Here is a 22,435-nt window from a genome sequence, read left to right as displayed (position 1 = left end):
GTTTAACTGAGCATCCACGCGAGCTTTCAATGTTTTCAGATCGAGTTGAGCGCCGCCAAGATGCGTCAAAGCATGCTCAGTTTTCAGAAAAAGTGAAGGGAACCCCGTCCCAGCTTGCCGCGCAAATTCGAATGATTTTTCGGTCATCTCAACCAACTCTGGTGTCGACAATATCAATTCCACCTCTTTGGCATCGAAGCCGCTTTCCTGAACCACGTCAAGACAGACCGACAATTCGGAGATATCGCGCGCCTCTATGAACGCCGCATCGATGAGACGCGCCGCAAAGCCAAACTCAGCCCCTGGCGTTTTCATCTTGACCGCGTTGATCACCTGACACGGAACCAGGCTGTCCAGATGCCCGGTTCCCAGAACTTTGGAGAAATAATCGTCGGCAAAATTAACGCCGAACATCTGCTCGACGCGTGCTGCGATTGGACGCTTTTCCTCGGCAAAATTAGGTCCGGTAACTCGGGCGGGATGAAACAACCCACCCGTAACCAATGAAAGCTCCAGACGGTCATCACTTTGAAAATGAGCGACAATCTCATGCATGATGCCAGAAAATCCGAAGCACCATCCACATTGCGGATCCATCAGATAAATAAGTTGAGTACTCATACTTAAAATTTCCTATTTTCAATCATCTTTATTATCAAGTTCATGAGTCGATTAATGTCTGTAGGAGTTCATCGACTTCTTGCCTCTGTGTAAGATTCTCAATCCATTCGAGGGGAATTCCAGTTTCTCCACCGATACCATTGGTCGCCCCAAGAACAGCACCTAAGAGGATAGCTCGACCACAAGAATCCCCCCCAGCGTAAATATTTTTCCGGATAGCCTCGCGATAAGACCCCGATGTGATCAGATTATGAATAACACTGGGAATACCGCAGGTAAGGTTACAGCTCATGCCAAATTTGGAAGTAATCACCGTAGTGGTTTCGTCCCTAAGAGATAAGGCTTCGTCGATCAATTTGGTCACAATGGGATCCGCGTTATCGCATCCGGTAGAAATAGCTGCCAATGGGTCTGCATAGTAGATTGCCGCTTCCATGATAGACGCCGCTGTGTGGCCAAATAGTACAGCTAGATCATTGTCGTTGGTGACGCGAACAGCAGATTCAACAACGTCATGCAACGCGCTGTCTCCTGCATAAACGGAGACTAAAGCAGGTAATTTGGAGATAGCAGGCAATTGCTCGTCATTAGCACCATGGTAACCAGATATATTTTCCACTTCGGCGGCAATGTTCAATGCGTAAGCTACCATTCTATTGTCATCATGGGTCTGCCTGGTGGCATCTTCCACCTTCTGACGAAGTTGTTCACCTTTGGCCTGTTTGACGTTCGCGAGAACTTTGGTGATCATCATGCGCTGCGTGTTGTCATCCCCGCCAAATGGGATCGCTTTTGCGCGTTTGATTACGTCATTTTCTGCTCTGGTAATATTGTCCAGGGTGTCGCGTGTTGCATGGTCGATGTACCCGACATAATTCCCACCATATCCAAAATGCTCGCGAAAAGAATCCTCGTAATGTGTTTTGTTGTAGCGGCCCCCGTTTGCAACGAGTGAACGCATAAGCACCATTGATTGCTCTCCATACTGTGAAAAATCCCCAATCCGCTTACTTCCATGGGCAAAAAAACCGGAAACGTTGTCATAGTCACTAAGTGTTGGAGGGTGAAATTCTGGGGAGTCCGCTGCAATCTCGCGGATACGTTCCTGATCATACAACCAATGGAAACCAACGGAGGCTGCATCAGCGACCAATGCCCCCAAAATAGTATTTCGCAAACGATTTTTTCTTTCTTCGTACATAACAACTTCTCCCTCTATTAATGCTTATGGGATAGTGCTCTGAACCAGTAGAACTGGACAGACTAAGCATGCTGTTATTCGTGATTAACCTATGAATTAATTTTTGGTCTGCTTTACTTAAACTATACCCTTATAAAATCATGGTCATCTACCCATGCTAATTTTAGGATAACATTCAGCTTTCATTTGCCCATAGTAATAATAAAATCCCAATGCAAACTTAAATTAAATATTCACTTTGTAGTAGATACAGGGTTCGAATAAAAACCTATAACAGTTCTGCTTTTTTATACCAGATTTGCTTTTTAAGCAGCCTCACAGAGTAAATATTTAGTTTTTATACTAATTTCACTGTCTTCATATATTTTTAAGTGATTTTATAGAGAAACATAACAAAGAGTTAAACGATATATTGTCACTTGTTATATAAACTAAACTAGTAAGTTCATTAACAATGGTGATTATTATAATATTTCTAAACTTAGTTTTGGGCTAATGTTTGAGGTGGCATAGCACACAAAAGGATCTCATGATGTTAAATAACCCTATCGGTTGGTTTGAAATCTATGTAGACAATCTAATGAGAGCGAAATGCTTTTATGAAGCTGTTCTAGGCGTTAATTTGGAACATATGGATAACCCGGCTAACCCAAGTATTGATATGTGGGGCTTCCCTTCAAACATGGAACAATATGGTGCAACTGGTGCTCTAGTCAAAATGGAGAGGGACTCTGCTAGGCGCAATAGCACGATAGTTTATTTTTCTTGTGAAGACTGTGGAATTGAAGAATCGAGAGTTGTAACTGTAGGTGGAAATATCCAACAGTCAAAAAAATCAATTGGGCAGTATGGGTTCATGTCTCTCGTAATAGATACTGAGGGCAATATGTTTGGCCTACATTCGATGAAGTAAAGTGGCAATATCTAAAAATAATGCGGCACTCCTGCTTAGAGCATTCATCCTAAACCTATAATATAAATACATATGTTCTTCAAAATAAAGCCCCCTAACGGAGGCTTTGATTTGTATCTATTTTGTTGCTGAAAGCGGGATATGCTTTCAGCGACATATTTTAAAGCACATAACTCAACGTAGCTTTACCGCGGTACCATAGACCAGAATTTCAGAGGCACCTTGCATAATTGCACTGGTGGTAAACCGCATATTCACAATCGCATCGGCGCCCATGGCTTCCGCCTCGGCAATCGCCCTTGCCTGCGCCTTTTTACGGGCCTCGGTCAGCATTTCGGTATAACCACGGATCTCACCACCGAAAATCGTTTTGAAACCCGCCATAATGTCACGACCGACATGCTTGGACTGCACGACATTCCCCGTTACCGTCCCTAGCACTTCCTTAATAGCCTGATTGGCAATATCAGGTGTTGTTACACACAACATACATCCATTCCTCTCGATAAAAACAACGTTTCTATTTTTGACTCAAGCGCAGCAGAAAGGTTCACCGACTCAGTTAGTTAGGATTTGTTCCATCACCCAGCTGGTATGGGCAGCACTCACTCCGGTTGATGGATGGCAACCCTGCCCTTGCAAATGACGCCGGATTGCCGCGACGTGATATTGCTGAATATGCTTGGGATTTTCAACAAAGCGGCTTTGTTCGCCGTCCTTGGTTATCAAGTTAACTGGCGCCTCATCAAAAACAGAAAACACCAATTTGCCCCGACTGCCGAGGATCTCGACCCGATCTTCCCGTTTCAAAGTGCCAAAATTCCAGCTACCGGATCCCGTCACCCCGCTCTTATGCTTCCAGCATCCCGTCACGGCATCACTGGCAGAATAGAGGCCCTGCTGGTTTAGGCTAAAGCCGGTTGCTTGCTCAACCTCGCCCAGTAAATACACCAGCAGATCAATACCGTGGCTGGCGAGATCATCGAAATAACCACCAGCAGCGATCGCGGCATCCGTTCGCCAGTTATATTGCCCGGAGAGATCAAGAGGATTGGCAGGCTTATTCAACTGCCAGCTAACATGACGTACATCGCCAATTTTTCCGTCGTCCAGCCAACGCTTCACTTGCTGAAAACGAGGAAGAGAGCGCCGATAGTAAGCAACAAACAAGGGCAGTTGCCGCTGCTCAAAAGCCGTCACAATAGCGGTACAATCTTCATACCTTGGTGCCAGTGGTTTTTCGATACAACAAGGTTTTCCCGCCGCAGCGACTTTCAACGCATAGTACTTGTGACTGTCCGGTGGCGTGGCGATATACACCGCATCAACGTCTTCATCATTGATAAGCTGTTCAGCATCGGAGTAATACTTTTTCACCCCGTGGCGCTCAGCATAGTCACGGGCTTTCGCCTCGTCGCGTCGCATCACAGCCACCAGCTCAAAACCGTCCGTTTGCTGGTAGGCCGGGCCACTTTTCAGCTCGGTAACATTACCGCAGCCAATGATCCCCCAGCGGGTTGTTCGTCCCATGTTTAGGCTCGCTTTCCTTTCGTGGTATATCCACTCAGCATGAACAACAAGCCACAAAAAATCAATGGAAGAGTCTTGGTATAACAGTGATTTATAGCTACATCATCAGAGGTGTGCCGATAATGGCTCTCCACGATGACGCAACAAATGCATCAAGCAACAAAGAACCATAAGGAGTTCGTCAATTTAGTTTACCGCCTTGAGGTAGGCCAGAAAGCGCTGCCAGGATTTGTAATCCGCCACCTCGCGATAATTGTCTGAACCATAGACGGTAAATGCATGAGGTGCGCCACTATAGACAATCATTTCACTCTCTAGCGAACTTTTCTCCAGCTCCTGAGCCAGCGCTACAAGATCCGACATCGGGATCGCTTGGTCGGCAGCACCATGCATGATCAGCAGGCTGGCTTTGGTTTTCGAATAATCCTGCCCCGCAGGGGTTTTCAGGCCACCGTGAAAGGTCACAAAGCCTTTCATATCCGCCCCCGACCGGGCCATCTCCAATACTGCCGCACCGCCAAAACAATAGCCTATTGCTACCGCCTGATCAGTATTAGCACCTAATGAGTCAGCCATCGTCATCGCGCCTTGCAGCAAATCCCGCATTTTCTGACGGTCCTTATACAGCTCACCGGTGTGCTGGCGCTTATCCTCAACCTTGGTTGGCCTGACACCGGCGCCGAACAAGTCGGCGGCAAAAACCGCATAACCTTCCTCAGCCAGCATCTGAGCCCGCTTCACTTCATAGTCGGTTAAGCCATCCCAGTCGTGTATCAACAGCACCAACGGCGCCTTGGCATCGGGCGAAATATAGTAACCTTCATACTTCTCGCCATTGACCTTATAGCTAACGGAGCGTCCTTCCGCTGATACCGTAGAGGTAAAAAGCAAAATTAGCACTGCAATCATAAACTTGATATTCATCGAGCCACCTTAGACAGTTGCGGTGATTTCTAAGCAGTCCTATCAGTGTAGGTGATCTACAACCGCTCACTCGAAGCAATAAATCCACTAGCACCGGCTAGCCGCGATGTTGATAGCCCAATGTTCAGCAACTTGAGACCACTTGGGTATACTATGATCCAAATAACTCAATAATCAGGGATTGAAATGCCAGCCTTTTCAGAATTTATTAAGCACGTGGGCCGCGGCGAGAAAGGCCGCAGGCCACTTACCCAAGAAGAAGCCCGCGAGGCACTGACGATGTACCTTGACGGCAAGGCGGACCTGCTTCAGCTTGCCGTGCTATTAATGCTACAGCGCGTGCGCTGCGAAACCGGCGAAGAAGCAGCCGGCTATATTCAGGCCCTGCGCAGCCGAATCGACACCGACTGGCAGACACTGGATATCGACCTCGACTGGCCGTGCTTTGCCGGTAAACGCCGCCAGCCACCCTGGCTGCTATTGGCCGCTAAGTTGCTGGCGCAAAATGGTATCCGGGTACTGTTGCACGGCCATGCAGCAGTTGATGCCGTTAAGTATCAGATTGAATCTGCCTGCCCAGATCTTGGCATAAGACAGGCTGACACACCGGAGCAGGCCAAGTTGATCCTTTCGCATGACAACATCTGCTATGTGCCTCTTTCCGCCTATTGTGAGCCTTTAGTCGATCTGCTGGCGTTACGCAGCAAAGTCGGCCTGCGCACCCCACTCAATACCGTCGCCCGCGCCCTTAACCCATCTGCGGCACCTTTTGCAATCCATGGCATCTTCCATCAGGGCTATGAAAAACTGCATGCCGAGGCTGCGGCTTTGGTTGGGGATGCCAATATGGTTGCCTTCAAGGGCGAGGGGGGCGAAAGCGAGCGCAGTCCGCGTACGGCATGCCGCATTGCCGGAGTATCTAACGGCCAACTATTCAATGAGGAGTGGCCAACCTTCCTTGAAGGCTCCTCCGGCAAGCATGGTGAGATCAGCGGTGAGTACCTACAGAAGGTTTGGGACGGTGATATCGACAACAACTACGGTTCTCATGCGGTTGTCTCAACCATGGCCATTGTGCTCAAAATGATCCAGGTATGCCCAGATCAACAATCAGCACTGGTTCAAGCCCAGCAATGGTGGGATACACGCCACCAATAACCCTCCCCCTCAGGAAAGTGATCTGCGCCTGTATATCAATAAAATCCGGCAACACTCTTAAAATTGCAGACAACATTCTTAATCATGAATATAAAACACCGGGCTAAATAGCCCGGTGTTTTTATCCACCATGAAGCAGCTAATCTCGGCTTACGTGCCACTAATAGTAAAAGTATTCACTTCATCAACTAGCTCGGTCATACGCAGTTTCACCTGCTCCATCTCATTCTGAATATCGACAATGGTATGCTTAGTATTGTTGGCCATTTCCAACAGCTCATCAATATCCGTATCGACACTCTTCGCGGTTTGTGATTGCTGATTCGTCGCTGTTGCAATACTGAGATTGAACTCTGCGATTTCGTTCACTGTCACAATCAGGTTTTCCACTCGGCTCTTGGTATCTGACACCACATCCTGAGTTTCATAACTGGCTTCTCGGCTTTGCTGCATATTATCGAACGAGTCTTTCGCATTCTGATCGATACCATTGAGTAGCTGACGAATATCTTCCGTTGACTGCTTGCTGCGCTGAGCGAGCGTCCGAACCTCATCAGCCACCACGGCAAATCCTCGTCCCTGCTCACCAGCGCGGGCCGCTTCGATTGCAGCATTCAATGCCAATAAGTTGGTCTGCTCTGAAATAGCATTAATGGAATCCAGAATTTCCGACACATTACCCATCTGTTTTTCTAGGGTTTCGATACAGCCGTAGGTCTGGTTAACGCTCTCAAGCAGCGTCGTGGTCGAGCTAAATGACTGCTCGCTCTGCTTATAGCAAGACTCGGCATTCGCTTTCACTGAGTCGGTACCACGCTGAGCTTCGACGGTAATATCAGCCACCTGCTCGCTGGTTTGCGACATCTCGGTCATCGCAGTTGCAATATTATCGCAGCGCAAATGTGTCTTCTCACTGGCATCACGGGCCTGCTCGACAAGACCAACCATCGCAACCATTTCATCCTCAGTGCGACTGGCGACCTGATGCGCCTTATTTAGCGTATCACTGAGACTCGCCGCCAATTGGTCAATATGACGCGCGATCTGGCCGAATTCATCTTGGCTGTCATCGGAAAGGCGGATCGTCAGATCCTTATTGGTCGCCATACGATCAAGTTGAGCAGTGAAACTTTCAACCCGGCGGCGTAGATTAATCACTACCTGAATCGTCCACAAGATCAGCGGCAGAACGATCAGCAGTGAAATCGCGATATAGATAATCCGCTGCATGCTGGCATCGGCATGATCCTGAGTCGCAACCTCATTAATGGTGGAGGTAAAGTCATCACGCAATGCTTTTACCATACCGATCCGCTCAGTTGCCATCGCAAACCAAACCGATGCTTGCGGCCCATCAATCGCCGCTAAACTATTCTTCTGCTCAAGATACTGCTGCTGAATCGTCATGACCTGCTGCCATGTCGGATTTCGGGTAATTGATTGCAGACGAGCTCGCTCATCCCCCTTTAGCAGCATCTCCGCTTGCCTCAACGCATAGCGCTCGGCTTTGATGTAGGATGTGATCTGCGCATAGCGATCAAGCGTCGATTTTTTGCCGGCAAACACGCCATTAAGTGCACCTCGCGACATCCCTGCCTGCTCTTTTATCACCAGTAAAGAAAGCAACCCCTGTAGATCCTGCTTCAGTAAGGGATTACTCACCTGGGACATCACAATCGCCAGGTTATCCAACGCCAGACGGTTTACATTGGAGTAATAAGCAAAAGGCGAATCCACTAGGTTGAGACTGTCAACCTGAGAGCGGATGGCCTGCCGGTTGTCTAATTCACCACGGACCTCCCTCAACAATGTTTCCACCATCGTCAAATCAAGACTATGCGGTTGAAAAGCCAGTAGATTATTGTAGGCAACATCAGCTAACCGGCGTTGCTTAAGCAGCGCATCACGTTGCTTGCCTTGCCCTTTAGCTGCAATAACCCCCGCAGTCAGGCCACGCTCCACCGCAAACTGGTGCGCGACTTCGTCATAGAGATTAAACAGCTCGACCGTTTCCTGCGAAACTTCCGCGCTGGTCAAGCTCTCATTGGCCCCCTTTATCTGCATGCCAATAAATACCAACAGTAAAATCGTTGGAATTATAAAGACAATAAAGAGCGTTGTTCTAATGTTGAGCAAACGGGCCGGATTAAACATAATGTCGCCTCATAGCGTTATAGTTGTTTTCATTTCTAAAACAAAAATAGCAAAAGCAACAGCCATGCCAAAATACTCTATTAGTATAATTCCGATAATCATGACCTAGCTCAATCAGCGTCAAAATATTGGCGTAACACGTCAAAAAGGAGCTACTCAAATTATTAAAAAACAATAGGTTACGGAAACCTTCAAATATAGACCACCACTCTCAGTAAATGGTGTTTCATAATATGCACATTTTCTCACTGCGACGACATTCTGATAAGAATGTTAATAACAAATTACCAGCAAGTTAAAACACCAGGTATTTATCCTCCTTACTTCGGGTTTCCGACAATCCATTATCTGCACTTGCCTGACACACAACTCCTCCTCTATACGAGGCTCTGTTTTAAACGCTGAAAAAGTCATCAACACGCTGTTACATTTACCATAAAGTTACCCACTGTTTTTGTGGATAAAGTTATTTATATCTTTAAAAACATGATGTTAATAATTGCAATGTTATTGGTGGGATTTATTGGCGAATGTTTGGAAACTACAAGAGATGAGTAAACACCGCATGAGCTGAAAAATAAAACCACGAGGATTGGCAATTTAACTAAGCCCGGCAAATTTAGTTCTGACCACTCAACGCAATATCCACCGCCTCGACCACGGAATCCACACACCGAAATGGCTTATCAACCAAATGTTCATCGCCCGGTTGGTATTTTCCTGTTTTCACCAAGCAGGCTTGTAATCCGGCGTTTAACGCCCCTTCGACATCGCCAAAGACATCATCTCCGACCATTAACGTTTCTTCTGCCGGCGCTGCTGTCGACGCGACAACCTGGGCAAAAAATTCAACAGAGGGCTTACCGACAATAATCGCCTCGGTGGCTGCGGCGTACTCGATCGCCTGAATGAAAGGGCCCGCATCGAGATGTAATTGACCCCCGAGCTTAAAATACCGGTTACGGCCAATACCAATCAACGGCGCGCCGGATTGGCACAGCTGAAAGGCAAAATCCAGAGCCCGATAGCAAAAGCCTTCTTCTGCATCGGCAATGAGCACCGCATTTGGCTGAGATTGATCGATGTCAGAAAATTCTGACCGGATATTTTGATGGAGCAGGCAATAGGGGCGCCATTGGCGCTGCTTAACCAGAGCCTTGACCGCTGCGGGAGCCGTATAGATCTGCCGCAAATGAATTTTAAAACCCAATTGGGTCAGATCGTGATAGATCTGAGCGCAAGTCTTACGTGACGTATTGGTAACAAAGCGAATTTCCAGATCGCTAGCCTGAGCCTGCGCAATCGCCTCAACAGCCCCAGGGATAGCCTGCGTACCATCGTAGAGCACACCACTCAGATCAAAAAACAGAGCCTTGTACATGCTGCCAGTCTCCTTTTTACTTTCTAAAGTATAGAACTCAAAACCCGCTTCACTTCACCCTCATCCCCTCAAAATTGCCTGAAAACTACCGTAAATTTCCACTGGTTTGCTCTTGCGCATTGTTTGAGTATTCATTGATTGTACGGCCGTTTTTCTATCCTAGAATCAAGGTGGTTAGGCTCGTGTATTTTTTGAGGACAAGGATAATGAACAAGCGAACTTCTCCCAAGTGGTATTTTGTTGCTGCTATGCTAGCCCTGCTATGGGGAGCCATGGCTCAGGCACAGGTAATGGACGAAACTGTCCTGATCCGCACCCCTGTTACCCATGATCTGTATATCGCTGGACGACATGTAGAAATACAAGCTGAAGTGACTGGCGATATCGTTGCAGCCGGACAGCTAATCAGCGTCAACGCAACAGTTGAGGGTGATATTATTGCGGCCGGTGAGACCATTAACCTGCAAGCCCGGGTAATGGATGATGTCCGTGCTGCCGGTCGACAAATCATTGTCAGTAACGAGATTGCCGATCACATCGTTGCTGCTGGCGAAAGCATTACTTTAGAATCAAGTAGCCGGATTGGCAGCTGGGCATGGCTTGCCGGCGAGACAGTCCGGATATCAGGCCTGATCGAGCATGAACTTAAGGTTGCGGCCAGAAAAGTGATCATCAGCGGAGAAATAAAAGGGGACGTCGAACTGTTCGCCGAACAGATTGAGATTCTTGAAGGAGCCCATATTCACGGCGATCTGATCTGGTACAGTAAACAGGCGCCTATGCTCCAAGAAGGGGGAGTCATCGGCGGCCAGGTTATTGAAAAACCGTTTGAACATAAAAAGCATGATCGGGGCATTCCTCTGGCTGGCACCGCGTTTCTGACCATCAGCCTGATGGCTACCGGAACTATAACCTATTTGCTGTTCCCGCGGCTAACAGAGCAAGCCAATACCGAACTGCAACGCAGTCGCTGGCTGAGTCTTGGGCTGGGACTTGCGGTGCTGCTTGTCACCCCCATCGCTATCATGTTGCTGTTTGCCACCGTCATTGGCTCCTTGCTGGCATTGGCGCTCTTGGCCTGCTATCTGGTAATGGTATTGTTTAGCGTGGTGATCAGTATTTTTGCCGTTGGCAAGCAAGGTCTCCGTATTACCGGCAGGGACGAGGGCGCTGGCAAAGGCCTGCATATTCTCGCCTTTCTCATCGCCGTCATTGCAATTGGAATTTTGCAACTGATCCCAATCATCGGAGGCTTCATTCAACTTGCTATCGTACTCTTCGGGCTAGGAGGGCTATCATTGGCACTTTATCGCGGCAAGCCGCTTTCCGTCTGAACGGTTTGATTTTATATCATCATATCGACAGCAAAATACAGACAGCCCCAACGTGGGTTCTGTCTGTGTTTTTTCTTTATGATCATAAATATAGACAAAAGAAAAGCCACACCGTTGCAGTGTGGCTTGATTATATTTCTTGTATCACCCTAGTCTACCTACTCAGCACACATAAGGCGTTTACAATGTACTTTTTCTACCTTGAGGCTTCGCCACTCATTACGTTGAGTATGCCGTGCCCGATGCAGTCACTTCTTTAAATCGGACATCTCTATAGTTTGGCGAAGAAGTATAAATATCTTTTTTTGTCACTTAACCAAATTGTAAGTCACTAAGCAATAAAGCACTTAGCTTTTCGCTTTGTTACTGTTGATTCTCATCAACATGAAATCTGCACCCTTGAACCTATTGAATACAGCTTAATCCTCCAGAAGCTAAGCAAGAAATGGCTCATCACAGACTTCAATTTAAATATGGTATGAAATTCTACTTTTAGCAACTTCAATTAGCGAAAAAGCTGTTGGAATCGTGACGCACAGCACTTTTCTGCCAGGGTCAAACAAGCGCTATTGAGGGCTGTTCTGGTGTAAAATTCACCACTATACCCCAATTTGCTCATTCGATAAGGAAATCGAAATTTCATGGTGGCAATCCGAAATGCTCTGCTACAAGTACCTACGGCACAAGCTGCACTGGCCCTGGCCACAATAGGAACAGGACTCGCATGGTCACTATTCTTGCCCGGTGGCGGAGAACTGATCCGCAGTCTCTGCGCCTTAATTGGCGCCACCTTGCTGATGCCCGTGGTACTCAAGTACATTTTGAACCCACAGCGATTTGTTCAGGATCTGCGCCACCCTCTGTATGGCAGCCTGATGGCTCCAATGACCATGACAGTGTTGGTTCTGGCTGACTACCTGTCGTTAATCCATGTCGAGAGTGCCCGCTTGCTCTGGTATCCGGCATTACTCCTCCACTTCGCTATGCTGGTATACTTCTTTTGTTTTCAGCTGAAAAGGTTTCGCCTGACCAACCTCTACCCTAGCTGGTTCCTGTATCCTGTCGGGGCTATTAGTGGCACTTTGGCAGGGCCGCAGCTGGGTCATACTGACTTTGCCATCACCATGACCAACACTTGTGTGGCAATCTACTTCCTGATGCTACCCGTGGTACTCTACCGGCTTTGTTTTGCCGGGCGCCTACCTCGCCCGGCCAGACCGACACTGGCAATAATGGCTGCGCCCGTTAACCTGTCTCTGACCGCTTACCTGCTCAATGTCGACCAACCGGATCCGGTACTGACCGGCGCCTTGGCCGGAGTCGGTATTACCATGACAATTCTGGTCTACCTATGCTATTTCAACCTGCTCAAGCAGCGTTTTCAGCCGTCACTCGCCGCTGTTACTTTCCCGTCAGTGATCAGCGCCGTCGCCCTTGAGCGCCTAACCCAGTGGCTGGTTATCGATTTCCCCCACAGGGCCTGGCTGGAAAACCTTGGCTTATTCGAACTGATGGTCGCAACCGGACTCGTCATCTGGGTTGGTTGGAACTACATTGGCTACTACTTGCCCAAATCAACAGCTTCCAAGCAGCTATCCACGTAAGCGGATTCGGAGTAGAACTATTTCGCCGAACCAAGCCTGTGATAACAAGGTTAAATCAGCCCTTTGTTTATCTCATAAGAGCGTGAAAATGAACTAGCCTATAGTAATGGCGTAAAAATACCATGAAGAGGACAGGGTAAATGGCATTCTATGATAGCCCGCAGCTGACCGATCTTTACCAGCTGACTATGGTGCAAAGTTACCTTGATCATGGCATGGAAGACACTGCGGTCTTCGAGTTTTTCGTGCGCTCCCTGCCACCTAAGCGCAACTTCTTACTGGCCGCCGGGCTGGAGCAGCTACTGGACTTTCTTGCCCATGCCAGATTCGATAACACTGAGTTGAAGTATCTGGCCGATAGTGGTTATTTCAAGGAAAACCTGATTGAATATCTGGGCAATTTCCGCTTCACTGGGCAAGTTGATGCGATGCCGGAAGGCAGCGTGTTTTTTGCCAATGAGCCGATAGTGCGCGTAACAGCACCGCTACCGCAGGCGCAGCTAATTGAAACGCGCCTGATCAATCTGCTGCAGTTACCAACCCTGGTTGCTAGCAAAGCCGCCCGGTGCCGGTTAGCTGCTGACGATCAGCAGCTGGTAGACTTTGGCTTGCGCCGAGCTCACGGCGCAGATGCCGGGATGCTGGCGGCCCGTGCCAGTTACGTGGCCGGCTTTGACGGTACATCCAATGTCCTCGCCGGTCAGCAGTATAGCATCCCGATTTATGGCACCATGGCCCACTCTTATATTCAGGCTCACGACTCGGAACTAGAAGCCTACCGCCACTTCGCAGACAGCCACCCGGGTAACCTGGTACTGCTGGTCGATACCTACGATACTTTCCGAGGCACCGAGCGTGCTATCGAATTGGCGGAAGAATTGAAAGCCAAAGGGACAACGGTCAAGGCCTTACGGCTCGACAGCGGTGATGTAGGCGATGAGGCTGTGATGGTCAGAGAACTGCTTGATCGTGCCGGACATCAAGAGATTGGTATCTTTGCCAGCAGCAATATCGATGAATACCTGATCAAGCAATTTCACTACGAAAGGGCCCCAATCAACGGTTATGGTATCGGCACCCACCTGATAACCTCAGAAGATGCCCCTTATTTAAATTGTGCCTACAAGCTGCAGGAATACGCGGGGATCGCTCGCCGCAAACGTTCATTCGGCAAAGCGACCTGGCCCGGCAGCAAGCAAGTTTACCGTCAGCTGGGAGAAGACGGAAAGTTATCCTACGATGTACTCAGCCTGGCTGGCGAGACAGTCGAAAGCGGACAGCCGCTGCTACAGACGGTGATGCAGAACGGTAAGCGGCTGGCTGAGCCGGAGCCTCTCGAGACGATACGCCAGCGGGTAAAACAACAGTTACCGACGCTCACCACAGACCTAGCACACTTGTCACAGCAGGCCAGCTTCGAACTGAAAATCTCACCGGCCCTGCAACAACTGACTCGCGAGACTGACGAACGCTTTAACTTCTGACTTTAGGTGCTCCACTCTGGCAACTCAAGGACGAGATCCCGGGATCTTCCGCTACAACAGTGGCCGGATGGAACTAATCGCCCATAAAGGACAAAATTTAAGCCACCGACGACCGAGTACAGTGAACGCTCGGATTATTCCAGTTACATCCCCCACTAAAGCTGTGATAATAGGGCAATACGATGCATGGCCACCCAAGTGCCACAGCATCGGTACTTATAAAGTACAGACTCAAACCAGTAGGATTTTCATCTATGCGCGCCTTTGTATTACGAGCCCGATCAGCACCTACCGACAGCCAGCAATTATTGGCTTCGGTTGGGCAAGAGGCCCACACCGAAATTTTAGCCCACACCCTGATGAACACCATCTTTGTTGCGCAGTCGCACCGCGAAGATGTCGTTGTGTACCTGGTACTCGAAAGTACTAAGGACTTCTCCCGTACTATTCGCTTTAGCTCTAACGATCTTAGCAATATTGGTGGTTTTCACGAACAAGCTTTGCTCGATATGGTCGCCAAGGCATTAGATATCTCTCAGGGAATGGGCAAGGAACAAGAGCGTAATGTCGACGCGGGTATTACTGTGCGCACCATTAGCTTTGAAAAACTCGTACAAGAGTTAGCCCAAGACTATCAGTTATACATGATGGACAAGAAAGGGACGCCAATGCGCGAGCAGGAATTTGCAGCCAACCCATGCTTCTTGCTTACCGACCACATCCCGATGCCGAAGAAAAGCTTTAACAGCTTGAAGCGCCTCGGCGCTGAAAAAATCAGCCTTGGGCCTAAGATGCTATTTGCTTCCCAGTGCGTGGTACTGATCCACAATGAGCTGGATCTAGCTCAATAGTTAGATTAAAAAATCCATAAACGAAAAAACGGCCCTGAGCTAGTGCTCAGGGCCGTTTTCCGTTCCGTAATTATCCTGTGTTCCAAGCAGGATAAGCTGGGTGCCCCCAGCAAGATCAATTCGGCGATATTTCGCTCCCGAGATCTTTGCCGTTCCCCTTCCTACAAAAAGGGCAACCGCATAAATGTTTGCGATTTGATTCGCTCAAATCTGGGTATAACTTATCATATATTTTTAGTAATGCAAAAAATATTTGAATGATTACCACCAAATTTGATTTTCATCATCCGATTTGAAAGTTGCTACGCAATCAAGTTTATATCACTTTACAAATCCATTTTTTACCCTTCCAAAAGGTAAGCAACTTGGGATCATTTGGTAAAACAAATAGCCAACACATCACCCATGCTTATACTTACCATCCATTTAAGTTATTAATATTTAATCTTTTTATTTTCAAGAGTTATACTACACAACCCATCAAACCCGAACCGTACCAAGCATGACAAACGAACATAAATGAATGAAATTAATGAGCAGTATTGTCAGAGTTTCCACCGAAAAAAACAAAAGCCTCACTCATTGTCTAATTCAAGGTATAAACAAAGAGCGAGCACTCTCAAATTTTGTTGAGTTTTTTACGTAAAGATATGTAACAGCACACCTTTACAACAGCGACAACCGCCTAGATAGCTCTTGACCCACCAAGCCTACTTCAGTTGCGCCATGGTATTTTGATAAAGTGGGATCCGAAATGTTTGGCCCATCAGCACTCAAGGCGCTCATAAGCAGAGAAATAGTAAGAAATTTGCTGTTCATAATCACTCCGAGAGAATGGGTAAGTTCCAGGATAGAATAAGCCACAAAAAAAGCAGAAAAAATCAGGTTTGCAGGATTAAAGTCTCAGGTAAACCCTTCGTCGGCTTTGGCATGCTTGGCCAACATGGCGCTTTCGCTGCATCGCATCAGTCAGTACTCAGGCTACTTATTCGCGCTCCTGAAAGCACAGAGAAAGGAAAGCCGTTTCTAAAAGCAGATACAAAAAATGCCGGCGCATGGCCAGCATTCTTAATGCAATAGTTGAGGAAAGCTTAACTGATCATAACGTTGGCAATCATTGCCGACAGTACACTCACGAGCGTCGAACCGTATAGCAGACGCAGACCAAAGCGTGCCACCATGTTGCCTTTCTCTTCGTTTACCCCTTTTACCGCACCGGCAATGATGCCGATAGAGCTAAAGTTTGCGAAAGAGACAAGGAAAATCGATAGTGTGCCAACCGTTTGAGCCGATAGGTTCGCCATTTTGTCCTGCAGTGCCATCATTGCCACAAACTCGTTGGAAACCAGTTTAGTCGCCATAATGCTACCAGCCTGCAATGCCTCAGCTGAAGGTACACCCATTAGCCATGCAACCGGGTAGAACAGGTAACCGATCGTATCTTGGAAGCTGATACCAAATGCCCAGGTAAATGCTTGGTTAACCATCGCAATCAGCGAGATAAAGCCGATCAGCATCGCTGCAACAATCACGGCAACCTTAAAGCCGGTAAGGATGTATTCGCCTAGCATTTCAAAGAACGTCAGCTTCTCTTCGCCACCGCTTTTCACCAGATCATCGAAGTCCATTTCCGCAGCATGATCATAAGGGTTAATGATCGACAGAATAATAAACGTACTGAACATATTCAGGATCAGTGCTGCCACCACGTATTTAGGTGCAATCAGCTGCATGTATGAACCGACAATAGACATAGATACTGTCGACATTGCCGTTGCCGCCAATGTATACATGCGGCGCTCTGACATTTTGCTAAGGATATCTTTGTAGGTGATGAAGTTTTCGGACTGGCCTACCATCAGCGCACTAATCGCGTTGAAAGATTCCAATTTCCCCATACCATTTATTTTCGAGAGTACTAAACCAATAAACTGAATAACCACCGGCAGAACTTTAATGTGCTGAAGAATACCGATAAGCGCCGAGATAAATACAATCGGCATTAGTACATGCATGAAGAAATCGAACTGACCAATATTCACCAGGCCGCTAAATACGAAGTTGGTCCCTTCCGCAGCAAAGGCCATCAGGCTTTTAAATCCATCGGAAAACTTAGTCACGATGCCGGTTCCGGCCGAGGAACCGAGAAGGAAATAAGCAAGCCCTAACTCAATCACAAAAAGCTGAATAATATAACGAATTTTTATGCTCTTTCGATCTTTACTGGCAACCAATGCAAGAGCGGCCACAACCACGAGGCCTAAAATGAAATGTAGATAAGACATGTAAAACGTACTCATTGGTGATTTATCTCAAATTATTTTTGTATGTTCTTATATTTATTTCACCAATAAAGTGACGGGCATCTCACTTTGTATTCTGTCTATTTCACCACCACTTTGAATAAGTCATGAAAGAATATCCATATACCTTCTAGGAACCAAAACAGCACATTTGGCAGGCACTCAGAACAGATGACAACCACTATCGTCGATGCAACCACCAATAGTGCAATCTGATTCCTATAAAATACAGCATTCCAAATACAATCAATTCAATTTGGTAATCGTTATTTGCCCTGTTTTTTCCAGAAGTCATCTTCTTATCGCCATAAAAAAGCCCTGAATAAAGTCAGGGCTGATTTTCATCAAATATTAGGTAGCCGCACCGATGGTCAATTAATACCCTATCAGCAACCGTTGGTTTGCTTATGGGTTAATCAATAGGCTCGTCTAAACATATCGCTGTTTTGATTTTAGCTTCAAAAATAATTATTCAGATTTAAAGCCAAATTTTCCGTTATTATTTTTCCACTGATCTTTTGCCGGAATTGGCTCGATAACATCCCAGTGCTCGACAATCTTGTTTTCTTTAACACGGAACAGGTCGTAGAAAGAAACATGCTTGCCGCCGAAACGTCCTTCGCTGATAGACAAGACAAAGTTACCTTCCCCAAGCACGATATGGTTCTTGCTATATACCATCGTGATACCTTGGTCTGCCATCGCTTTCAATGCCTCACCAAGGCCACTCAGGCCATCAGCAATTGCTGAGTTATGCTGCAAATAGTTTTCTTCGCCCTCATCAATAAAATGCCCAAGCTGGGAGAAGTCCCCTCTCATCAATATAGTGTCGACAAAATCAGCGACTAGGGCTTTGTTTTGCTCGGTCTTGCCTAAATCAGTGACTTCGGTCTGGCCATCAAGCTGAGTACGGCCGCTTGGGTTTGGCGCAGCTTTCTCGGCCAGGTTATCCCAGTGCTCAACAATTTGGCCGTCTTCAAAACGAAACACATCAAATCCCACCTTGGGACCAAAGAAATTGTAATCCGTATGGGTAAAGACGTAATCACCATCTTGGAACACACGCTGAACATCAACTTTCGCACTGCCTTCAGGAAGCACCTGCAAGACGGCACCAAAACCGGCCAAGCCATCGCCGACAGCAAGGTTATGTTGAATATACTTATCTGGATTGACATAGCTGGCGGCTTGCTGATCGCCCGTTTCAATACTGTTGAGCAGCGCGACAGCCTTTTCTCGGTTAGATAGGGGCACATCTTTTTCCTCAGCTGTAATTTGACTGGTGCATGCCGCGGTCATTAGAACACTGGCGGCAATAACCGCTGAAATACCTTTTTTCATAACACTTCCTCTTGTTGAATTGAGGAAATTGTAATGAAAGGGAGGCAGCCTCACATGGTCAGTACAGGTAGGATAATGGTCAATTACGAACCATCAAATTGTTTGCGAAAACGGGCGGGGGTAAGCAAGGTATGCTTCTTAAAGTACTTCACAAAGTTACTGGCATCCTCGAACCCTAGCTGATAGGCCAGCTGCTGGGTGGGCAACCCATCAAGCACCAGCCGTCTTTTGGCCTCCAGGATAGTATAGGCATCGATAAGCTGTTTGGCTGTCTGGTTGGTTGCCAACTTACAGATCTGATTTAAGGTCTTATAGGTTGTATGCAGCCGCTCGGCGTAATAGGTGGCATCTCGGGTGCGATGAAAATCTGTTTCAATCAACGCCACAAATCGAGTGAACTTACCGAGTTGATCTTTGTTTAATCTATCATTGTGATTCTCGGGCATCACCCGGTGCAGTATCAGCGACAGTGAAGAAAACAGAAACATCACGATCAGAGGGTTCGTTTCCTGATGCACTAGCTCCTTGCCTATTTCAGCAAATAGCTTTTCGCTACTGCTCAAAGTATCGGGATCGGGCGTAAAAACGGGTTGATAGGCATAGTCTAAGTGAGTGGGTGTAAAACCAGGTAGCCGCATGTTAGTAACCGCTTGATCGATAAATGCTTGGGTAAAGAGCAGCACTTTTCCTTTCGGGTGGCGGTTTAGATCAAAAGCATGAACCTGATTTTTCTGAACAAAAATATAGGAGCCTGACTCATAAGGGTAATTAACAAAATCGATCAGGTGGGCCCCTTCCCCCTCTTCGATATGAATCATAAGGTAGAAATTAACACGATGAGGCAGGGCGGGGTTATGATCGAGGCTATCTTTACGCTGATACAGCATTTCAAGATCGATCACCTCAATTTCGCTGTTTGCTGTTTTAGCGTGGTTAAAGCCAACTTCTGGGATATTCATTTCGCAACAACAATTCCAATAACTTTCAGACTATTTTGAAGCCTAGGGTATACCCTTAATAACTTACACCCTTAACAGAGAGACACCCTAGCCTACATCACATAACGGCAGGATCCTGCAGCCGCGCTCGCAAATTCAAGCACGATAGTGCCACCTTATGACAAATTAAACGCTGCTGCCAACCACAAGATAAAACATGAGTGACAATAGCGCTACCGCCACCGTGTAAGGCAGCTGAGTCGCGAAATGCCGTTCTGGGGTACAGTCTGCCGCTGTTGATGCAATGATCACCGAATCAGATATTGGTGAGCTCTGATCGCCAAATACCGCCCCGGAAATAACCGCGGCAATGGCAAGCGGTATAGAAAGACCAATACCAACGGCGAGAGGAATAATAATTGGGATCATAATGCTGACGGTTGCACCCGAGCTGCCAGTGGAAAACGAAATCAACACACAGATAACAAAGATGGATGCCGGCACCAACCGAACAGGAAGCTCGCCAGAAACAAAACTCGCCAAGTATTTTCCCGTTCCGAGCTCTCCCGTCATACGGCTTAATGAAAAGGCTAACGTGAGCAAAATAACCGCTGGCAGCATGTCTTTCATCCCCTGAATGCACCACTCTACGTAACGGTGCAGCTTAACCTGACTGAAGCAAAAGTAGCCCCCGGAGCCGATCAGCGAGATAAACCCACTCCAATACACGGCCGAAGCGATATCACCCGCGAGAATGTCACCATTACCCGAGCTGTATGTGATCACCAGAATAGGGATCAGCAACATCGCAATAGGCAGTAAAATAGCCCATATACTGGTTGGCGGCGGGCTCTCCACTGCGCACGCAGTATTATCACTCTCAGCCTCGGACATACTCTGGCTTCTGGCAAAATCATGCTTGAACAGCACCAGCAAAGGCACGATTAACAGTACGCTAATGGTGTAAATCTGATAGGGCAATGCGGACAACACATAGTTCATGGGCGGCTCGGTTAACAGGCCGTTTTCAACCTGAGCCATAATCAAGCTAATCAAAAAGATCCCTGCACCACTGAACGGTACCAGCCAAGCTAGCGGTGCTCCTGTGCAGTTAGCCACGAATGCCAGTTTCTCGCGTGAGACATGAAACCGGTCAAACAGCGGACGGCCAATAAGCCCAATTAGCATCATTGATCCCACGCCCTCAAGACACATCAAAAAACCAAAAGCAAAGGTGATCAGCTGGGCACCTTTTTTAGACTTCACAATATTTCGTTTGCGTGTCAGGTGATAAATAAGCGTCTCGATACCGCCAGACTGCTTCATCACGTTGATAATCGCGCCGATCATCAAAATAAAGATCAAGCTTTTCACTGAACTTGATGACTGAAAAATGTCAGCAATCGCATTAAAGCTGTTGGCAATACCCTGCAAAACATTTTTCGACAGCAGAATAGAGGCGGCCATGACGCCTGAAAAGATGGCCACGTAGACCTGCCTTGTGGCTATGGCGAGCAGTATTGATAATGCTGGAGGCAACAGGGTTAACCAAGAATCCATAATGAGTGTTATATCTCTGAGCTATTGATACCGTAGATATTAATCACCAGGCTCATCACAGGCGCGGTCAATAACAAGCGAAATATGGTCAATATCGAACCTTGACTCTTTCACAACCCCCTTAGCCGCAAAAAGAGAGCCCCAAAGCTCTCTTTTCCGTTTAGTTACGTTGGCAACCTCGCAGCTGCTAGTTCTCGAAAACAAACCGCCCGTCACTCAATGCGTCTTCTGGTCGTTTGCAAACATAATCAGGGTATAGCTCAGTGGTTCGAAGGGTTTGATCGTTAAAAGCGGCTAATTTGCCAATCACATAAATGACGTAATTGATCCCCCATCGCTCTTTATCCGTTTCTGCCCCTTTCTTAGCACTAATCTCATCCCCGGCGCTCTCTTTCATTGCCGTAATGTACTCTGAAGAAAAGTGCTCATACTCAAACGGGTAATCTGGCCAATTTTTTTCAAGCAAAGCCAACATCGCTTTCTGAGTCAGGGCGTTATTGTCAATCTGAACACACTTGTTGAGTGTTCGTTCATCGGTGACAGCCATTGCGGCAAGGTAGCCAATATCTTCAATATCATGGGTATAAATAGGCAACTCAAGATCGTCAAATGTCGTGATCTTGCGGAAAAAGCGCAAGTTTGGCAGGAAATAGTCGAAAATGCCGCCGTTGTAGAAAAGCGTCCAGCCAATTCCCGACTGCGTCAGCAAGTCATGGAAGCGCTTCTTGTTGTCGAAAACCTCGCCATCGCCCATTTCTAATGCCTGGGTATGGGCACCAAATTCAGTCGGAACAAACCGCTTCACACCGGCTTTGACCGCGGCTTCGAGCCAAATAGGCTCAGATTTCTGGATAATTTCTTTTGCGCCGGGTACCGCCACGACCAAAGTATCGACCCCTTGCAGATGCTGGGATACGGAGTCCACATCGTGCATATCAGCACACTTAACGACCTTTGCTCCCTGCGCTTCGAACGCCGCCAGTTTTGCCTCGTTGCTCGCTGTTTTCGCCCGGGTAATGATAGTGACGTGATGCCCTAACGAGAGCAACCCCCTCGTCAAAGGAGTTCCGATTTGACCAGTCGCACCAATAACAGCAACATGTTGTTTGTTCATAGAAATCTCCTTTCGGCTTTACTT

18 protein-coding genes are annotated in these 22,435 nt (G+C 47.3%); 6 read left to right on the top strand and 12 right to left on the bottom strand.

The genetic code is table 11. The annotated features are described in order from the left end of the window. Together MD588_RS09635 and MD588_RS09630 are read right to left on the bottom strand one after the other, a co-directional pair. Nucleotides 1-621 (bottom strand): thioredoxin domain-containing protein (locus MD588_RS09635; protein ID WP_265696927.1); only part of this gene is annotated, 621 nt, incomplete at its 3' end. Between the two features lie 40 nt (nt 622-661). Then, nucleotides 662-1,822 carry an ADP-ribosylglycohydrolase family protein gene (locus MD588_RS09630; RefSeq protein ID WP_265696926.1) on the bottom strand — a complete coding sequence of 387 codons (1,161 nt, stop codon included), beginning with the start codon at nt 1,820-1,822 and terminating at the stop codon, nt 662-664. 532 nt (nt 1,823-2,354) lie between these two features. On the opposite strand from MD588_RS09630, the gene MD588_RS09625 reads away from it, so the two are divergent. Beyond that, entirely contained in the window at nt 2,355-2,735 is a 381-nt protein-coding gene (locus MD588_RS09625) for a VOC family protein (RefSeq protein ID WP_265696925.1), read from the top strand. Between the two features lie 174 nt (nt 2,736-2,909). Here the strand turns inward: MD588_RS09625 and MD588_RS09620 are convergent, their stop codons facing one another. The 3 genes from MD588_RS09620 to MD588_RS09610 form a co-directional block, all read right to left on the bottom strand. After that, nucleotides 2,910-3,224, bottom strand: a complete 315-nt coding sequence (locus MD588_RS09620; RefSeq protein ID WP_265696924.1) for a heavy metal-binding domain-containing protein — start codon at nt 3,222-3,224, stop codon at nt 2,910-2,912. A gap of 69 nt (nt 3,225-3,293) precedes the next feature. Continuing rightward, nucleotides 3,294-4,265, bottom strand: coding sequence for a Gfo/Idh/MocA family protein (locus MD588_RS09615; RefSeq protein ID WP_265696923.1), 972 nt, complete (start codon nt 4,263-4,265; stop codon nt 3,294-3,296). Between the two features lie 186 nt (nt 4,266-4,451). Then, complete coding sequence (locus tag MD588_RS09610) at nt 4,452-5,189, bottom strand: dienelactone hydrolase family protein (RefSeq protein ID WP_265696922.1); 738 nt, start codon at nt 5,187-5,189, stop codon at nt 4,452-4,454. Between the two features lie 186 nt (nt 5,190-5,375). Between MD588_RS09610 and MD588_RS09605 the strand changes: the two genes are divergently transcribed. Continuing rightward, nucleotides 5,376-6,347, top strand: coding sequence for a glycosyl transferase family protein (locus tag MD588_RS09605; protein ID WP_265696921.1), 972 nt, complete (start codon nt 5,376-5,378; stop codon nt 6,345-6,347). Nucleotides 6,348-6,497: 150 nt separating this feature from the next. Here MD588_RS09605 and MD588_RS09600 read toward each other — a convergent pair whose 3' ends face one another. After that, on the bottom strand, nt 6,498-8,501 hold the full coding sequence (locus MD588_RS09600) for a methyl-accepting chemotaxis protein (RefSeq protein ID WP_265696920.1): 2,004 nt from the start codon (nt 8,499-8,501) through the stop codon (nt 6,498-6,500). A 619-nt stretch (nt 8,502-9,120) separates the two neighbouring features. Continuing rightward, nucleotides 9,121-9,882, bottom strand: coding sequence for a TIGR01458 family HAD-type hydrolase (locus tag MD588_RS09595; RefSeq protein ID WP_265696919.1), 762 nt, complete (start codon nt 9,880-9,882; stop codon nt 9,121-9,123). A gap of 206 nt (nt 9,883-10,088) precedes the next feature. On the opposite strand from MD588_RS09595, the gene MD588_RS09590 reads away from it, so the two are divergent. The 4 genes from MD588_RS09590 (at nt 10,089) to trmY (ending at nt 15,155) form a co-directional block, all read left to right on the top strand. Continuing rightward, the gene (locus tag MD588_RS09590) at nt 10,089-11,216 is read left to right on the top strand and encodes a bactofilin family protein (RefSeq protein WP_265696918.1); all 1,128 of its coding nucleotides are present in this window, start codon (nt 10,089-10,091) and stop codon (nt 11,214-11,216) included. A gap of 641 nt (nt 11,217-11,857) precedes the next feature. After that, nucleotides 11,858-12,820: a TDT family transporter gene (locus tag MD588_RS09585; RefSeq protein WP_265696917.1), complete on the top strand. Its 963-nt coding sequence runs from the start codon at nt 11,858-11,860 to the stop codon at nt 12,818-12,820. 140 nt (nt 12,821-12,960) lie between these two features. Beyond that, a complete protein-coding gene (locus MD588_RS09580; RefSeq protein ID WP_265696916.1) occupies nt 12,961-14,304 on the top strand; it encodes a nicotinate phosphoribosyltransferase in 1,344 nt (447 codons plus the stop codon). Nucleotides 14,305-14,558: 254 nt separating this feature from the next. Beyond that, nucleotides 14,559-15,155, top strand: coding sequence for a tRNA (pseudouridine(54)-N(1))-methyltransferase TrmY (trmY, locus tag MD588_RS09575; protein WP_265696915.1), 597 nt, complete (start codon nt 14,559-14,561; stop codon nt 15,153-15,155). A 1,091-nt stretch (nt 15,156-16,246) separates the two neighbouring features. Here the strand turns inward: trmY and MD588_RS09570 are convergent. From MD588_RS09570 to MD588_RS09550, 5 genes are all read right to left on the bottom strand, one after another. Then, on the bottom strand, nt 16,247-17,440 hold the full coding sequence (locus MD588_RS09570) for a NupC/NupG family nucleoside CNT transporter (RefSeq protein ID WP_265696913.1): 1,194 nt from the start codon (nt 17,438-17,440) through the stop codon (nt 16,247-16,249). 486 nt (nt 17,441-17,926) lie between these two features. After that, nucleotides 17,927-18,799 carry a nuclear transport factor 2 family protein gene (locus MD588_RS09565; protein ID WP_265696912.1) on the bottom strand — a complete coding sequence of 291 codons (873 nt, stop codon included), beginning with the start codon at nt 18,797-18,799 and terminating at the stop codon, nt 17,927-17,929. A gap of 83 nt (nt 18,800-18,882) precedes the next feature. Beyond that, nucleotides 18,883-19,758: an AraC family transcriptional regulator gene (locus tag MD588_RS09560; RefSeq protein ID WP_265696911.1), complete on the bottom strand. Its 876-nt coding sequence runs from the start codon at nt 19,756-19,758 to the stop codon at nt 18,883-18,885. A gap of 165 nt (nt 19,759-19,923) precedes the next feature. After that, nucleotides 19,924-21,225 (bottom strand): Na+/H+ antiporter NhaC family protein, encoded by a 1,302-nt coding sequence (locus tag MD588_RS09555; RefSeq protein WP_265696910.1) that lies wholly within the window; start codon nt 21,223-21,225, stop codon nt 19,924-19,926. A gap of 259 nt (nt 21,226-21,484) precedes the next feature. Beyond that, a complete protein-coding gene (locus tag MD588_RS09550; protein ID WP_265696909.1) occupies nt 21,485-22,411 on the bottom strand; it encodes an aromatic alcohol reductase in 927 nt (308 codons plus the stop codon). Between the last annotated feature and the right edge of the window lie 24 nt (nt 22,412-22,435).

The organism is Photobacterium obscurum (assembly GCF_026191635.1).
GTDB lineage: Bacteria > Pseudomonadota > Gammaproteobacteria > Enterobacterales > Vibrionaceae > Photobacterium > Photobacterium obscurum.
The sequence above is the reverse complement of the archived record's forward strand: the minus strand, read 5'-3'. Positions and strand labels throughout refer to the sequence as shown.

Coding starts and splice junctions, on each gene's coding strand:
- MD588_RS09550 (WP_265696909.1), bottom strand. CDS start 22,411: ATGAACAAACAACATGTTGCTGTTATTGGTGCGACTGGTCAAATCGGA.
- MD588_RS09595 (WP_265696919.1), bottom strand. CDS start 9,882: ATGTACAAGGCTCTGTTTTTTGATCTGAGTGGTGTGCTCTACGATGGT.
- MD588_RS09565 (WP_265696912.1), bottom strand. CDS start 18,799: ATGAAAAAAGGTATTTCAGCGGTTATTGCCGCCAGTGTTCTAATGACC.
- MD588_RS09630 (WP_265696926.1), bottom strand. CDS start 1,822: ATGTACGAAGAAAGAAAAAATCGTTTGCGAAATACTATTTTGGGGGCA.
- MD588_RS09625 (WP_265696925.1), top strand. CDS start 2,355: ATGTTAAATAACCCTATCGGTTGGTTTGAAATCTATGTAGACAATCTA.
- MD588_RS09620 (WP_265696924.1), bottom strand. CDS start 3,224: ATGTTGTGTGTAACAACACCTGATATTGCCAATCAGGCTATTAAGGAA.
- MD588_RS09600 (WP_265696920.1), bottom strand. CDS start 8,501: ATGTTTAATCCGGCCCGTTTGCTCAACATTAGAACAACGCTCTTTATT.
- MD588_RS09570 (WP_265696913.1), bottom strand. CDS start 17,440: ATGTCTTATCTACATTTCATTTTAGGCCTCGTGGTTGTGGCCGCTCTT.
- MD588_RS09585 (WP_265696917.1), top strand. CDS start 11,858: ATGGTGGCAATCCGAAATGCTCTGCTACAAGTACCTACGGCACAAGCT.
- MD588_RS09590 (WP_265696918.1), top strand. CDS start 10,089: ATGAACAAGCGAACTTCTCCCAAGTGGTATTTTGTTGCTGCTATGCTA.
- MD588_RS09560 (WP_265696911.1), bottom strand. CDS start 19,758: ATGAATATCCCAGAAGTTGGCTTTAACCACGCTAAAACAGCAAACAGC.
- MD588_RS09610 (WP_265696922.1), bottom strand. CDS start 5,189: ATGAATATCAAGTTTATGATTGCAGTGCTAATTTTGCTTTTTACCTCT.
- MD588_RS09615 (WP_265696923.1), bottom strand. CDS start 4,265: ATGGGACGAACAACCCGCTGGGGGATCATTGGCTGCGGTAATGTTACC.
- trmY (WP_265696915.1), top strand. CDS start 14,559: ATGCGCGCCTTTGTATTACGAGCCCGATCAGCACCTACCGACAGCCAG.
- MD588_RS09580 (WP_265696916.1), top strand. CDS start 12,961: ATGGCATTCTATGATAGCCCGCAGCTGACCGATCTTTACCAGCTGACT.
- MD588_RS09605 (WP_265696921.1), top strand. CDS start 5,376: ATGCCAGCCTTTTCAGAATTTATTAAGCACGTGGGCCGCGGCGAGAAA.